Consider the following 14,464-nt stretch of genomic DNA (forward strand, 5'->3'; position numbering starts at 1 on the left):
TCTCCGGGCAAAAGAACCGCGCCTCACGAGGCGCGGGTTCGAGGCGCTGTTACTCAGACCCCACAAGCCAGCAAGTCCTCAACGAGGCCCAGCTTGAGCGTGCGCAATTTAGCCAACTCGAGCCGTTCCATTTCCAGTTGTTCACTGCAAGAGCGAAGCGATTCGACGATTCGGAACTGCTCATCGATATCGACCAAGGGGAAGGGCACAGATTCGACAGCGACCCTCGAGATCGTGTAGAGACCAGAGCTTGTTGCTGCAACTTTTCGCCAGTACGACCTTACGGTGTCGGAATTCAACCAAAACTCCGAAAACTGCTCGATATTGCAAGCGGATCGCAAGCGGAAGAGATGGTTCTGGTAAAAATAACCAGAATCCCTCTTGGCAATTACAGCACATCGCCCAATCTCATTCGGATTGGCGTGGCCCTCCACGACAAGAAGATCACCTTCCCGTAGCGCATACTTGGCCTCATCGCCCGGGAACTGCTCTACGTGCGCCAAGCTCGACGAATCGATATAACCGCGCTGAACGTTTGCCACGCGTAGGTATGCCCTTTCCCTCCCTCTAGGGTTGCGATCTGGGCCAAGCGTAATCCCCCCGCCGACCTCGAAAAGTTCCCCAACTCGACCCATCGGTCCATCTTTGAGTTCAGCCGAAATTCGGTCGGCGACACCAAACAGAAGACGAGAGAGCTTCGCGATCGACGCCTCAATGGCGCGCTCCTGCGCTGTCACGGCTTCGGTGACCGCCACGATCCGCCGCTGCTCGGTTAGCGGTGGAACCGGAATGCTGAATTCCAGCACGTCCGACTTCGTGATATTGGGGTCCTTCCGAGTGCTCGCCGCGAACTGACGCCACCTCCGTCGACCGTGTTGTAGAGCAATCAAGAGATATTTGGAATCAAGATCAGCGCGCGCTTCAAGAACGGAGATTGCTTGATTAACCGCAGCCGGCACTTGAAGAATTGACGTGCGGCCGATCTGCCCCCACCCACCGTACATGGCCACCAGCACCGAACCCGCTGGAAAAACACGCATTCTCAGCTCGGACACAGCCACTTCCGTCAACGCCTCATCCGTTGCCGAAATTGGCCCTTCATTGAGATCCAGGGTCTTTACCCATGGAGTCCCAAGACGACTGAAGTACCTAGAGCCCGCTGCCCTACTTGGAGTTGCGCCGGCACTGACACGACACAATTCACCGATTGGAATTAGAGGCCATCCAGTATGCCCACTCCCCGATTCCCCATCGGCGAACGCATCAGCAGTAGGTACCTCTGCACCGGGCACGCCGTTCAGGGGGCCGCTCCCGACCTGCCGAGCATTAGGAATTTGGAAAGTGCTCACCTCACTCGCCATATCCCAGCTCCTTCAAGAACCCGTTCAGCGTTGCTGCCGCCCGCTCCCGCTGCGCACGGATCTCCCGCAGCGATACCGCATATTTGTCTGCCCACGAGTTATACGCAGCGATCAACTCCCGCCGCCGACGCACCACATGCCCGTTCATCTTCCTGGCCAGGTCGTCCCTCAGCAGTTCCAGTACCACTCGGCGCTCCTCGTCCGGGTCCAGCGCCTCCCGCTCCCGGAAGAGCCTGGGCTGTTCCTCACCCAGTTTGGCCTGGTCGCTCGATTGTCGCTCGAACCAGAAATCCGACTCAAGGCGCTTGATCAACGCGCCCGCCTTGGTGCGCTCCCTCTTCACGTGGGCAAGTTCCGCCAACTGCTCTGCGTTCAGAGTGACTTCTTCACTCGTGGGCTCCTCAGCATCCTCATCGTCCCTGCCCTCGCCGTCGTCCGACGGCTCTGGCTCCGCGTTCAGTTCCTTCCACCGCGCGTCCAGCTCCGCCTTCCGCGCGTCCGCCGCCGCCAGCTCCTCCAGGAAGTCCGGTGCGATGGCGGCGACCACCTTGTGGTCGTACGCCTGGCGCCGCTCCGCAGCCGTCCTCTTCCGCAGCTTCCGCGTCTTCGGTTCCTGCTCCGGAGCCAGCATTGTCTCGACGTTCTCGACCCAACCGTCCAGGACCCCAGCGAAGCCGTTCTCCGACAGCGCGAGCAGGTCGTACTTGGCCTCGTACCACCAGCCGGCCACCGCGCCCGCGAGCGCGTACCGGTCGAGCAGGCCCACGCCGCCTAGCCGCTCCACGAACGATTCGATCAGCGAGCCCCGTACGGCCATCAGCGCGGCTTTGCGCTCCGCCGGGGTCAGGTCGGCCAAGCGCTCCGGGGTTGCAGCCACGGCCTCCAGGTGGCGGGCTTCCTCCTCCCACCACTTCGCGAAGGCGGCCCGCAACTCGTCCTCGCGCGGGCGGGCCAGCTCCGCCAGCCGCGCCGCGTCCGGGCGCTGGCCCTCGGCGAGGAAGTCCACGTAGTCCGGGTCCACCGGATCGCGCTCGGCGAAGAGATCTCCCAGCGTCACCCCATACGCGTCCAACAACCCGTGCTTTGCCTCGATCTCCGCGCGCGGGACCCCGCCGACCAGATGCGCCCGCACATCCTGCGGCTCCGGCTGCGGTGTGTTGTCCACGTACCGTCGGATGTTGAGGTTGTAGTCGTTGTCGCGCAGCTCCTGACGGCTCACCCGCCGCGAGAATCCCGGCACCTCCGCGAAAGCGTGAAAGATGGAGGTGATTTTCTCCGCGTGCTCGGGCAAAAGCACGTTCTGCGCCCGCTCCGAGTGGAACTCACGATCGGCGTTGATGAACAGGACCTTGTTCTCGCGGTCCTGCACCTTCTTGCGGGGCGGCCGCAGCACCAGGATGCAGGCAGGGATGCTAGCACCGTAGAAGAGGTTCGGAGCGAGGCTGATGATCGCCTCGATCGCATCCTTCTCGATCAGTTCGGCACGGATGTCCCGCTCGCCACCCGCGCGGAACAGCACGCCGTTCGGCATAACCGTGACGACCATGCCGCCGCGCCCCTCGCGCTTTGTCTCCCAGAGCATGTGCTGGAGGAACATCAGGTCAGCCCTGCTGCGCTCGCCCGTCTCCCCGTACTTCGCGCGCTCCGCCTTGTAGGCGAGGTCGTCGAGGACGTAGTCCATGGAAAACGGCGGATTGCTGAGCACACCGTCGAAACGGTCCTCGTCCGACTTCGGCACGTGCGCCGGCTCGGCAAGGGTGTCCCCCGTGCGCAGGTCGAACCGGCGCACCCCGTGCAGCACCATGTTCATCGTCGACATGATCCAGGAGCCACTGTTGGCGTCCTGACCGGCGAAGAACATGTCCGAGGTGTCGCCCCCGTGCTCCTCCACGTACTCCTTGGCGTGGATGAGCATTCCGCCCGAGCCGACGCACGGGTCGTAGATACGCATGCCCTGCCGGGGGCGCAGCAGCTCGACCATCATGCGGACCACGGCACGTGGGGTGTAGAACTCGCCGCCCTTACGGCCCGCGGAGTCCGCGAACTCCTTGATCAGGTACTCGTACGCGGCGCCGATGAGGTCCGGGAACTCGAAGTCGTCCGTCCGCAGCCGGATGCGCCCGAAGTGCGCGATGAGGAGCTTCAGCCGCTGGTCAGCGAGCTTGGCCGCCCCCGCCGCCGTGCCCGAACCGCCGATGCGGTTGAAGTCGAGGTGATCGAAGAGGCCCTTGAGCTTGCTGTTCTGGCCTTCCAGTGCCTGGAGAGCGGGACGCAGCCGGTCCTCGTTGATGTTGTGGGTGGCCGAGGAGATCCACTTCCACCGGGCATTCTTCGGAACGAACAGCACATCGCGATCGGCGTAGGCGGACTCCTGCTCCAGGTAGCCCTCCAGCAGCTCCCCGGTAAGGCCCAGCTCCTCCGCCGCATGCTCCCTGATCCGCTCGCGCGCCGCCTCGAACTCGTCATTGGCCCGCTTAAGGAACAGCAGACCGAAGATGTAGTCCTTGTACTCGGAGGCATCCATCGTGCCGCGAAGAATGTCCGCGGCGGCGAACAGATGCCGCTCCAGCTGCGCGAGCGTGAGCTTGGCCACGTCACCGTCTTCCCTACGACCCGATACGACGAGGGAACCCTACGGCGACTGAGGGGCGAGGTGATAACCGTCGATCCAAACCGGTCGGGATCCGTCAGTAGGAGGTGATCCCGAGGCCCTTCTCGACGAACTCGAAGACGTCTGTGTACGGGTCGCGCAGCACCTTCGGTACGTGTTCCGGGTGCGCCGCGTTCATCTCCTTAGCCCGCTTCCTCGCCACGGCGAAGCTGCCTTCCGGGATCTGCTCCGGCAGCACGTTCTTGATGTTCGCGGCGCTGCCGGCGAACGGCAACCGGTCCGCCGCCATGTCGCAGACGCCTCCGAAGGTGCCGGTGACATGCTTGAGGTGAAGCAGCCGCCACACCTCGAAGCACGGATGCGAGAAGGCGACCTGTACCCCGCCCTCCTCGGCCTGCTTCAGAGCCGTCTGGATCTGCTCGTGCTGGTCCCGGTCGAACAGGCACCAGACCTCCGGCCAGAACTCCTTGCCCAGCTTGCTGCGCTTGGCGGCCCGCGTCTCCTCACGCATCAGTCGCACCGCGGCCTCGACCAGCTTGATCGGCTTGCGCTGCGATCCGGGAGCCGACTGATTGGCGATGCGGACCTCCACACCAGTCACGTCTGCCCGGCTCCGCACGATCTCGATGTACTGGGGTTCGGTCACCCGACCCTCGGTGAACACGTGCACGACTCTGTGACGCCGCTGTCCCTTCTTCGCGGGGCCCAGCGAGTCCCTCCCCCTCGTACGCGCCATCAGCTGCCGCTCCGCTCCGCTTCGTACTCGCGTTCCTGTTCGTTCGCCGCCAGCAGCCGCCGGGCGATCTGGCCCTCCAGGAGCGACGGGACGGCACCGAAGGCACCGGCCAGGTAGGACTTCATCAGGTCCTCGTCCTCCCCCGGGGAGGCAGCCGTCAGCGGATACAGGTCGGTCGCCCCGTCCTTGTCCTTCTCCGTGAGCCACACCTGGCTCGGCTCCAACAGGCGGCCACCGCTCGGTGTGGTGAGCACCGATGGGTCGTGCGAGGTGAAGACGAGCTGCGCGCCCCTGGGGTTGGCGTGCGGATCATGGAAGAGCCGGACGACCTCGGCCGCGAAACGCGGGTGCAGGCTGGAGTCCAGCTCGTCGACGAGCAGCACGGCGCCTTCGTCGAGTGCCAGCAGCAGGGGGCCGAGCAGGGCGAACCATGATCGGGTGCCGAAGGACTCGTTGCGCCAGTCGAAGGCGACCTCTCCGGTGGCCGACCGGTGGGTGAGCTTCACCGTGGTCCGGTCCCTACCTTCCTGAACGACCTCCGCGCCGGTAATCCCCAGGTCGGCGACCCGCAGCAGCTCATTGATACGGCGGGCACGGCTACCGGAGAGCTCTCGCGTGGTGAACGCCTCGCGCTGCGTCCGCTCGTCCTCCGGGTTGATGAGCCACAGGTTGCGGCGGAACCAGTGGAAGAGAGGGGAGAGCTGGGGATGGTTGTCCGTGCCGGCCGTGGACAGAAGCAGTGCGTTCGGCCGGGTACGCCGCTCCAGTTGGGCCCGGTCCTTCACCCGGCTGCCCGGCCAGTCGTACGCCTTGGCCCGGGAGGCGTCGCGGTCGAGCCACACCTGACGGTGACCTCGGGGGTAGCTGTGCAGCCATTCCGCTTCGACACGTTCCGAACCGAGCTCGAAGCCGTACGTCCAGCGCACGCCGTCGATCACAAGATCCGTCTCGAAGAAACTCGGCTCGTCTCCGCCCTTCGCAGCAAGTGCGAAGGGGATCCGCGCAGTGCCGTCGAACGACGCCCATCGCGCGTACGAGTTCAGGACGGCGGCACTCATGTCCGTCAGGGCTGCCAGCACATTCGACTTGCCCGAAGCGTTCGCTCCGAAGATGCCGATGAGAGGCAGAACCGCCAGGGAGCGACTCCCGGCAAGCTCCAGAGGCCGGGCGGCCTCGCTCGGCTCCTCCTCGGGCACGACGAACGTCAGCTCCTGCTCGTCGCGCAGTGACCGTACGTTCGCGGTGCGGAACCTCAGCAGCATGCTGCCCCCTCTCCGCGGCCAGGGTAATGGTCAACAACGACATCGGCGTGCGTCGGGCGGCATTGGAGCGTGCTCATCCTCACTCTGGACAGGCTTGCGAACTGCCGGGTAACTTGGTCTGAGCAAGCGCTTAGACATAGCTGCCCCACGTACTGCGAAGGAGGCGTCGACCGTGCGCCGTACCGTCTACAACGAGGACCACGAGGCGTTCCGGGAGACCATCCGCGCCTTCATCGAGGCCGAGGTCGCCCCCGTCTACGACGATTGGTACGCGGCGGGCCAGGCGCCTCGCGACTTCTACTACAAGCTCGGCGAGCTGGGCATCTTCGGCATCAACGTCCCCGAGGAGTTCGGCGGCGCGGGCCTGGACACGCACAAGTTCGAGGCCGTGCTCTACGAGGAGACCTCACGCGCGGGCGTCAACTTCGGCGGCTCCGGCGTGCACGTGCTGCTCGCCCTTCCGTACATCAAGATGCTGGCCGACGACGAGCAGAAGAAGCGCTACCTGCCGAAGTTCGTCAGCGGCGAGGAGATGTGGGCGCTGGCGATGACCGAGCCGGGCACCGGCTCCGACGTCGCGGGCATGAAGACCACCGCCAAGCTCTCCGAGGACGGCACGCACTACGTCCTCAACGGCTCCAAGACCTTCATCACCGGCGGTGTGCACGCCGACCGGGTGATCGTGTGCGCCCGTACCTCCGCCCCGCGCGAGGACGACCGCCGCTTCGGCATCTCCCTGTTCGCCGTGGACACCAAGTCCGAGGGCTACTCCATCGGCCGCAAGCTGGACAAGCTCGGCCTGAAGACCTCCGACACCGCGGAGCTGGCCTTCGTCGACGTCAAGGTCCCGGTCGAGGACCTGCTCGGCGAGGAGAACAAGGGCTTCTACTACCTCGGCCGGAACCTGCCGTCCGAGCGCTGGGGCATCGCGTTCGGCGCGTACGCCCAGGCCAAGGCCGCCGTCCGGTTCGCCAAGGAGTACGTGCAGGAGCGCACGGTCTTCGGCAAGCCGGTCGCGCACTTCCAGAACACCAAGTTCGAGCTGGCCGCCTGCCAGGCCGAGGTGGACGCCGCCGAGGCCGTCGCCGACCGCACCCTGGAAGCCCTCGACGCGGGAGAGCTCACGCCCGCCGAGGCCGCCTCCGCCAAGCTGTTCTGCACCGAGGTCGCGCACCGCGTCATCGACCGCTGCCTCCAGCTGCACGGCGGCTACGGCTACATGAACGAGTACCCGATCGCCCGCCTCTACGCCGACAACCGCGTCAACCGCATCTACGGCGGCACCAGCGAGGTCATGAAGTCGATCATCGCCAAGGACATGGGGCTGTGACCCTGTGAGCGAACGCGCACAGCCGCTCGAAGAACTGCTCGATCTGCTCGACCTGGAGCAGGTCGAGCAGGACTACTTCCGGGGCCGCTCGCGCTCGGCGATCGTGCCCCGGGTCTTCGGCGGACAGGTCGCGGCCCAGGCGCTCGTCGCCGCGGGCCGCACCGTCCCCGACGACCGCACGGCCCACTCCCTGCACGCGTACTTCCTGCGCATGGGCGACCCAGGCGCTCCGATCGTGTACACGGTCGACCGGATCCGCGACGGCCGGTCCTTCACGACCCGGCGGGTCGTCGCCGTCCAGCACGGCCAGCCGATCTTCCACCTCTCGGCGTCCTTCCAGACGTACGAGGAAGGGCTCGACCACCAGACGCGGATGCCGGACGCGCCGGACCCCGAGACCCTGCCCACGGCCGCCGAGTCCCTGCCGCGGTACGCGGGAGAGCTCATCCACCCGGACATCGTGGAGCGGATGCTCGAGGCACGCTCGGCGGTCGACCTGCGGTACGTGGACGCTCCTCCTTACGCCACCGTCGGGGAGCCGCGCGAGCCGCGCTCGCAGGTCTGGTTCCGTACGAACGGCAAGCTCGCGGACGATCCCCTGCTGCACGTCTGCCTCGCCACGTACGTCTCGGACATGACGCTGCTCGACTCGGTGCTGCTGGCGCACGGGCGGGGCGGCTGGACCGTCGGTGACGTCGTGGGCGCGTCGCTGGACCACGCGATGTGGTTCCACCGGCCGTTCCGGGCGGACGAGTGGCTGCTGTACGACCAGGAGTCGCCGAGCTCGCACGGCGGACGCGGCCTCGGCCAGGCCCGTATCTACACGCAGGACGGACAGCTGGCGATCTCGGTCATCCAGGAGGGCGTGGTCCGGGTCCCGCACGACTAGCGGACCCGCGGCCTCGGTGCCGGCGCACCGGTTGTGGCCCCCTCGTTCGTCGTCGACGGCGCATGACAGCGCCGCGGTAGTGCCCTGCGAGGGCGTGCTCCCACGATCGGACTGCTACCGGACGTGGAGGCCGAGATGGACGAGGACGTGGTTGGCACAGCGGTGCCGGCCCGGATGACGGCCCGGATGATCCGCGCACCGGCACCGGACCGGTGCCGGTGGCTCTCGGTCGCGGCGCTCGGGATCGGCACGTTCGCGATCGGTACCGACATGTTCGTCGTGGCCGGGATGCTCAGTGGGATCGCGCGTGACTTCGATGTCACCACCGGCGTCGCCGGATTGACGGTGACGGCATTCGCGCTGGCGTACGCGATCGGCGCCGTTCTGCTCAGCGCTCTGCTCAGGTCGCGGCCACTGCGACAGGTGCTGATCGGCTCGGCAGCTCTGTTCGGCGCACTGAGCGTGCTGTCGGCAGTGGCGCCGACGCTTCCCGCGCTGCTCGTCACGCGGGTCCTGGGAGCGCTCGCCGCGTCGGTCTACGTACCGGCCGCCGGCGCGGCGGCCGTCGCGGCAGTGCCGGCGAGCCACCGTGGGCGGGCGCTGGGCGTGCTCCTGGGCTGTACGTCGGCCGCCATGGTGCTCGGCGCTCCGCTGGGCGTGCTGCTGGCCTCGACGATCTCCTGGCGTGCGGCGTTCGGGCTGGTCGCCGTGGTCGCGGCGGCCACCGTCGCCGGTCTGCTGGTCACCCGCGCCGGGTCGGGCCCCCTGGTCCGCGCGACGGTGCGGGAGCGGCTGCGCCCGATGCGCTCCCCCGCCGTGGCCGGGGCGCTCGGCGTGACGTTCCTGGTGATGACCGCCTCGTACAGCATGTACACCTACCTCCCCTTGCTGTTGGCCGCCGTGGCCGGGCCGATCGGGCTCGGGCTATTCATCGGGGCGTTCGGCGTCGGAGGCATGGTGGGCACCTGGTGGGGAGGAACCGCCGCCGACCGGATCGGCCCTCGCCGCGTGGTGGTGCCCGCCGTGGCTGCGCTGGCTGCCGGTTTCGCGGTGCTGCCGCACCTCGCGACGTCGATGGGCGGGGCACTCGCGGTCATGGCCGCGTGGGGGATCGCCGCCTGGGGGTTCGTTCCCGCACAGCAGCACCGCCTGATCGGCCTCGGGACGCGGTCGGCGACGCCGGTGCTGCTCGCCTTGAACAGTTCCGCGATCCAGCTCGGATCCGCGGCCGGCTCGCTGTGCGGTGGTCTCGCGGTCGACACCGTCGGAGCCGGCCGGCTGTGGATGATCGCCGTCCTCTGCTGCGGCGCCGGGCTGGCCGTGCACGGGATCCGCACCAAGGAGGTCAGGACATGATCACGTCCGCATCGGAAGTCGGCGAACTGGGCACCGTCCTGGGGATCTGGGCGCACCCGGACGACGAGGCCTACCTCTCCGGCGGGCTGATGGCGATGGCTCGCGACAGCGGGTCGCGGGTGGTGTGCGTGACCGCCACCCACGGCGAACTCGGCACGCCGGATCCGGTGCGGTGGCCACCGCACCGACTGGCCGCGGCGCGCACCGACGAGCTGGCGCGCTGTCTGGAGATCCTCGGGGTCGGCGAGCACCACTGGCTCGACCACCGGGACGGGCAGTGTGCGGCGGCCCGCGCGTCCGACGCGGTCGCGGTGCTGTGCGACGTCATCGAGCGGGTACGACCCGACACCGTGGTCACCTTCGGCCCGGACGGCATCACCGGTCACCCGGACCACCGGACGGTGTCCGCCTGGGCCGGGGCGGCGTTCGACCGTGCCGCCCCCGACGGGGCGCGGCTGCTCCACGCCACGTTCGCGGAGCGGCGGGCACCGCGCTGGAGCGCGCTCGACGAGAGCCTGGGGATCTTCCCTCCGGGGCTCCCGGTCATGACGCCCGCCCACCGGCTGGCGGTCGACCTCGTGCTGGACGCGGACACGGCGGCCCGCAAGGTCCGTGCCCTGGCGGCGCAGCGGACGCAGACGGGCGAGCTCATCGCCGGCATGGGCGTCGACCGCTTCACGGCGTGGGTCGGCGACGAGTCGTTCGTCGAACGGCCGCGGCGCCCTGCCGCTGCCGGGCCTCATTCGACGGCCCTCACGGTTGGATGCGGGCCTCCCTCGACGGCCCTCACGGTTGGATGAGGTGCCGCTCGATCGCCTGCCGGGCCGTCTCCAGGACGGCGGCACGGCCGGGGACCTGGGTCGCGGGAGCGGTCCCGGTCGTGGTCGTGGTCCGCAGCACGGGGGCCCCGGTATCGGTCGGTCCGACCACGGCGGGCGCGTCGGGTGCCTGGTCGGCCGCGGCGTCGATCAGCGCCGCCGGCTCGTCGTCGCCGAGTCGGCGCAGCAGCTCGGCGAGGTTGCGCAGCGTGGTCCACAGGTGGGTCCAGTTGCCGTTGCGGTCGAAGTACTCGATGACGTCCCGGTAGCCCGCGAGCGCCTCGTGGACACGGCCCGCGGACGCGCGCACCGCCTGGAGCCCGACGGTCGCGACGCCGACGAGGAAGGTCGCTCCGGAGCTCCGGGCCAGGTCGATGGCACGGAGGTAGTGCCGCTCGGCCGACTCGCTGTGACCGGTGAGGCTGTCGATCTCTCCGGCGACGTAGGCACCCCAGGAGAGCATGCTGGGCGTCACCGCGCCGGCCAGCCCCCGGTCGTTCAGTTTCCGCGCCCCGTCGGCGTCGCCCGCGTAGGCCGTCGCGAGGGCGGCGATCCCGAGGCACTCCCGGTGCGGGCCCGCGAGCGCGGCTGCGGCGAGGGAGTGCTCGATCACGTCGCCGTAGGCGCCACGAGCCAGGTCGGCCACCGAGAGCACCATCAGGTTGTGCCATGACCCGTCGCTGTCGGTCGCCTTCGCCAGACCGCTGCGGGCGAGGCGGTCGGCACGGTGGTAGTCACCGCGGTGGTACGTGGCTTCGGCCGCGGTGCCGAGCACGGCGGCCGCACGGGGGTGGGTGGCGAGCGCCGGGTCGTCGGCCAGTTCCTCGGCCCAGTCCCGGATCTCGACGAGGTCGCGGTAGGCGACCGCGTCGTACAGCACGACGACCATCGCCGCGGCGTCGTCCAGGGATTCTCGGCTGCGGGCCAGCCGCCACGCGGCCCGCAGGTTCGGCAGCTCGCGGCGCAGGACGGCGTCGGCCTCGGGCTCCCGCTCGGTGGCCATGGCGGTGCCGATCCATGCGGTCAGCTCGACGGCCCAGCGCAGCAGCCGCTCGGCCGCGGCATCGTGCTCGCCGGCCGCCGCGAGCCGGTCCAGCCCGAACGCCCGCAGCGTCTCCAGCATGCGGTACCGGGTGGCCCCCTCGAAAGAGGCGTCGATCATGGACGCGTCGACGAGGCGGGCCAGAACGCTTCCGGGATCGCTCTCCAGGCCCAGGTCGGCAGCCAGCCGCTCGGCGGTGTCGAGGTCGACGCCATCGGCGAACACCGACAGATGCCGGAACAGTCGCCGTTCGTCCTCCGTGAGGAGCTGGTACGACCACTCCATCGTCGCGCGCAGCGTCCGGTGCCGGGAATCCGCGCCGGGGCTGCCACCGCCGAGCAGATCGAGCGAGCGGTCGAGGCGGTCACGCAGATCGGCGAGGGAGAACGTGGACAGTCGGCCCGCGGCTAGTTCGATGGCCAGCGGCATCCCGTCCAGCCGGCGCACGATGTCGGCGACCGTGCGCAGTTCCACCGGCGTCGGTGGCGGACCGGGGCGGACCCGGCGGGCCCGGTCCAGGAAGAGCGCCGCGGACGGGACCTGCGAGGGATCCTGATCGGGGCGTGGCAGCGGCAGTGGCGCCAGCCGTGAGACGTGTTCCGCCGCCAGGCCGAGACGTTCGCGGCTGGTGGCCAGCAGAGAGATCCGGGGACACGAGGAGAGGATCACGCCCACCACGTCCCGGACGCCGTCGAGCAGGTGCTCGCAGTTGTCGATCACCAACAGACCGGGGTCGTCGCCCAGCACGGCGACACAAGCGCGGAGAACGTCTCCCTGGTCGACCTTCAGGTTCAGGGCCGCCGCCAGCGCGTGGGGGATGGCGGCGGGATCGGTGACCGGTGCGAGCAGGAGCACCGTCGCCGTGCCGGTCTTTCGCGCGACCTCCAGGGCGACCCGGGTCTTGCCGACGCCGCCCGGCCCGACGAGCGTGACGAGCCGCTCGGCCGCCAACTGCCGCTGCAGGGCCGCGACCTGCGACTCGCGGCCGATCAGCCGGGTGGTCGGCCGGGCGGCCGCCTCGGGCGGACCGGCCGGACCTGCCGGACCGGGCGCCGGCCCGGCCGCGCCGCCGATGATGTCCCGTTCGAGCTCGTCCAGCGCAGGTGAGGGGTCGAGGCCGGTCTCGTCGACGAGCCGGTGCCGGTAGTCCCGCCCGACGCGCAGTGCCTCCGGCGCCTGCCCGCAGGCCGCCAGCGCCCGCATGTGCAGGAGCGCCGCGGGCTCCCGCAGCGGGTCGGCGGCCGAAGACGCGGCGGCAAGGCCCAGGATCCCCTCGGCCTGTCCTGCGGCGACGGCGCTTGCGACCAATGCGTCCGTGACTTCGTGGCGCAGCTGAGCGTACTCCTCGACCGCGGTGGCGATGGGCACGATGTCGGTGAGATCGGCGAGAACCGGCCCTCGCCACAGCCCGTGCGCCTCCTGCAGCAGAGGGAGCGCCTCGGCCGGGTCCCGCTGGGCCGTCGTACGCGCCGTCGCCAGCAGCGCCCGCGCCTGCGCCACGTCCAGTTCGTCCCGCTCGATCGCGAGCCGGTAGCCGTCGTGCCTCGTTTCGAGCCGGGCCGCCGCCGGGCCGAGGTGCCCACGCAGCCGCGACACGTGGTTGTGCAGGGCCTGCCGCCCCGATTCCGGCACCTCCGACGGCCACAGCGCGTCCACGAGGCGGTCGACCGTCACGATCCGGCCCTCGGCGAGCGCGAGCAGCGCGAGCACCGCGCGCCGCTTGGGACCGGGTACGTCCACCGGGGCGCCGTCGACCAGGAGCCGCAGCGGCCCGAGCACCTCCACCCGGACCGCCGGCGGCCGGGGCCCGACTGCCATGGCACTCCTCGCGTCCACCATGCCCTGTGACCATGTTCCGCGAGGCGGACGAACTCGGCCTGTCAGCACGATGACAGGCCGTGGGAGGGCCGTGGGAGGGCCGTGACAGGCCGCGCGCCGAGCCTTGCTGCTGTGACCGGCACGAGCCGGTCGGGCAGGAAGGAACCGGAGATGGACCACGACAAAGTGACGGAGTTCCTCGGGCGCTTCGTGGCGGACCTGGGCGCGACCGGTGCTGCCGGCTCGGTGGTGATCGGCCACCGGCTCGGGCTCTACCGTGCGCTTGCTCAGGGCCCGGCGACGCCCGAGCGGTTCGCTGAGCGCACCGGGTGCCACCCGCGCTACCTCACGGAGTGGCTGCGCGGCCAGGCCGCGGGCGGATACGTGAGCTACGACCCGGAGACCGGTGAGTTCTCGCTCACCGAGGAGCAGGCGTTCTGCCTGGCCGACCCGAACGGCCCGAACGTTTCGGCCGCGTTCCTCATCGTGCTGGGGTATCTGCGCGCCGAACCGCGTATCACCGAGGCGTTCCGCACCGGTGAGGGCGTCGGCTGGCACGAGCACGACGAGGACGTCTTCGTCGGATGCGACGCGTTCTACCGGCCCGGCTACGTGGCCGAGCTGATCCCGAGCTGGATCCCGGCGCTGGACGGGGTCGACGCGAAGCTGACCGCGGGGGCCCGGGTGGCCGACCTGGGCTGTGGTCTCGGCTCCTCGTCGCTGCTGCTCGCGGAGGCCTACCCGCACACCACCGTCGTCGGCGCGGACTACCACGCGAAGTCGATCGAGCTGGCGCGCAAGAAGGCGGCCGGGGCCGGGGTCACCGACCGGGTCACCTTCGAGGTGGCGACCGCGCAGACCTTCGGCGGCACGGACTACGACCTGGTGATGATGTTCGACTCGCTGCACGACATGGGCGACCCGCTCGGCGCCGCCCGGCGGGTGCGGGACGCACTGGCTCCGGACGGCACATGGCTGCTGGTGGAGCCGAACGCCTCCGACAAGGTGGAGGAGAACTTCACTCCGGTCGGCCGGCTGTACTACAGCGGCTCCACGTTCCTCTGCGTGCCCAACGGTCTCTCCCAGCCGGGCGGCTACGCCCTGGGCGCGCAGGCCGGCGAGGCCGCGGTCCGCCAGGTGATCACGGACGCCGGATTCACCCGGTTCCGCCGCGCCGCTGAAACCCCGTTCAACCTGGTGTACGAGATCCGGCCGTGAGCCGGCGGTTGCGCGGCCGTGGC

Annotated in this window: 10 protein-coding genes; 5 read left to right on the forward strand and 5 right to left on the reverse strand. The window is 69.2% G+C overall.

Translation table 11 applies throughout. The annotated features are described in order from the left end of the window. Positions 1-53 precede the first annotated feature (53 nt). From ACWGI8_RS12185 to ACWGI8_RS12200, 4 genes are all read right to left on the reverse strand, one after another. On the reverse strand, positions 54-1,361 hold the full coding sequence (locus ACWGI8_RS12185; RefSeq protein WP_453660196.1) for a restriction endonuclease subunit S: 1,308 nt from the start codon (positions 1,359-1,361) through the stop codon (positions 54-56). Then, a complete protein-coding gene (locus ACWGI8_RS12190; protein ID WP_453660198.1) occupies positions 1,351-3,954 on the reverse strand; it encodes an N-6 DNA methylase in 2,604 nt (867 codons plus the stop codon). The genes ACWGI8_RS12185 and ACWGI8_RS12190 overlap by 11 nt, the downstream gene beginning before the upstream one ends. Before the next feature lie 94 nt (positions 3,955-4,048). Then, positions 4,049-4,636: an RloB family protein gene (locus tag ACWGI8_RS12195; protein WP_453660199.1), complete on the reverse strand. Its 588-nt coding sequence runs from the start codon at positions 4,634-4,636 to the stop codon at positions 4,049-4,051. A 71-nt stretch (positions 4,637-4,707) separates the two neighbouring features. Further along, a complete protein-coding gene (locus ACWGI8_RS12200; protein ID WP_453660201.1) occupies positions 4,708-5,970 on the reverse strand; it encodes an AAA family ATPase in 1,263 nt (420 codons plus the stop codon). A 172-nt stretch (positions 5,971-6,142) separates the two neighbouring features. Here ACWGI8_RS12200 and ACWGI8_RS12205 point away from each other — a divergent pair, with 172 nt between their 5' ends. From ACWGI8_RS12205 to ACWGI8_RS12220, 4 genes are all read left to right on the forward strand, one after another. Continuing rightward, entirely contained in the window at positions 6,143-7,300 is a 1,158-nt protein-coding gene (locus ACWGI8_RS12205; RefSeq protein WP_453660202.1) for an acyl-CoA dehydrogenase family protein, read from the forward strand. Positions 7,301-7,304: 4 nt separating this feature from the next. Beyond that, positions 7,305-8,189, forward strand: coding sequence for an acyl-CoA thioesterase II (tesB, locus tag ACWGI8_RS12210; RefSeq protein ID WP_453660204.1), 885 nt, complete (start codon positions 7,305-7,307; stop codon positions 8,187-8,189). Positions 8,190-8,324: 135 nt separating this feature from the next. Then, positions 8,325-9,545, forward strand: coding sequence for an MFS transporter (locus tag ACWGI8_RS12215; protein ID WP_453660206.1), 1,221 nt, complete (start codon positions 8,325-8,327; stop codon positions 9,543-9,545). After that, entirely contained in the window at positions 9,542-10,345 is an 804-nt protein-coding gene (locus tag ACWGI8_RS12220) for a PIG-L deacetylase family protein (RefSeq protein ID WP_453660207.1), read from the forward strand. The genes ACWGI8_RS12215 and ACWGI8_RS12220 overlap by 4 nt, the downstream gene beginning before the upstream one ends. On the opposite strand, the gene ACWGI8_RS12225 is transcribed toward ACWGI8_RS12220, so the two are convergent. After that, the gene (locus ACWGI8_RS12225; RefSeq protein WP_453660208.1) at positions 10,332-13,223 is read right to left on the reverse strand and encodes a BTAD domain-containing putative transcriptional regulator; all 2,892 of its coding nucleotides are present in this window, start codon (positions 13,221-13,223) and stop codon (positions 10,332-10,334) included. The two genes, ACWGI8_RS12220 and ACWGI8_RS12225, sit on opposite strands and share 14 nt — an antisense overlap. 171 nt (positions 13,224-13,394) lie before the next feature. Between ACWGI8_RS12225 and ACWGI8_RS12230 the strand changes: the two genes are divergently transcribed. Next, complete coding sequence (locus ACWGI8_RS12230; protein WP_453660210.1) at positions 13,395-14,441, forward strand: class I SAM-dependent methyltransferase; 1,047 nt, start codon at positions 13,395-13,397, stop codon at positions 14,439-14,441. Positions 14,442-14,464 lie beyond the last annotated feature (23 nt).

It is taken from the genome of Streptomyces sp. NPDC054841 (genome assembly GCF_053611045.1).

What these genes read in the sequence shown, in the direction of transcription:
- ACWGI8_RS12185 (WP_453660196.1), bottom strand. Translation starts at nt 1,361, where the DNA reads ATGGCGAGTGAGGTGAGCACTTTCCAAATTCCTAATGCTCGGCAGGTC.
- ACWGI8_RS12200 (WP_453660201.1), bottom strand. Translation starts at nt 5,970, where the DNA reads ATGCTGCTGAGGTTCCGCACCGCGAACGTACGGTCACTGCGCGACGAG.
- ACWGI8_RS12215 (WP_453660206.1), top strand. Translation starts at nt 8,325, where the DNA reads ATGGACGAGGACGTGGTTGGCACAGCGGTGCCGGCCCGGATGACGGCC.
- ACWGI8_RS12220 (WP_453660207.1), top strand. Translation starts at nt 9,542, where the DNA reads ATGATCACGTCCGCATCGGAAGTCGGCGAACTGGGCACCGTCCTGGGG.
- ACWGI8_RS12225 (WP_453660208.1), bottom strand. Translation starts at nt 13,223, where the DNA reads ATGGCAGTCGGGCCCCGGCCGCCGGCGGTCCGGGTGGAGGTGCTCGGG.
- ACWGI8_RS12230 (WP_453660210.1), top strand. Translation starts at nt 13,395, where the DNA reads ATGGACCACGACAAAGTGACGGAGTTCCTCGGGCGCTTCGTGGCGGAC.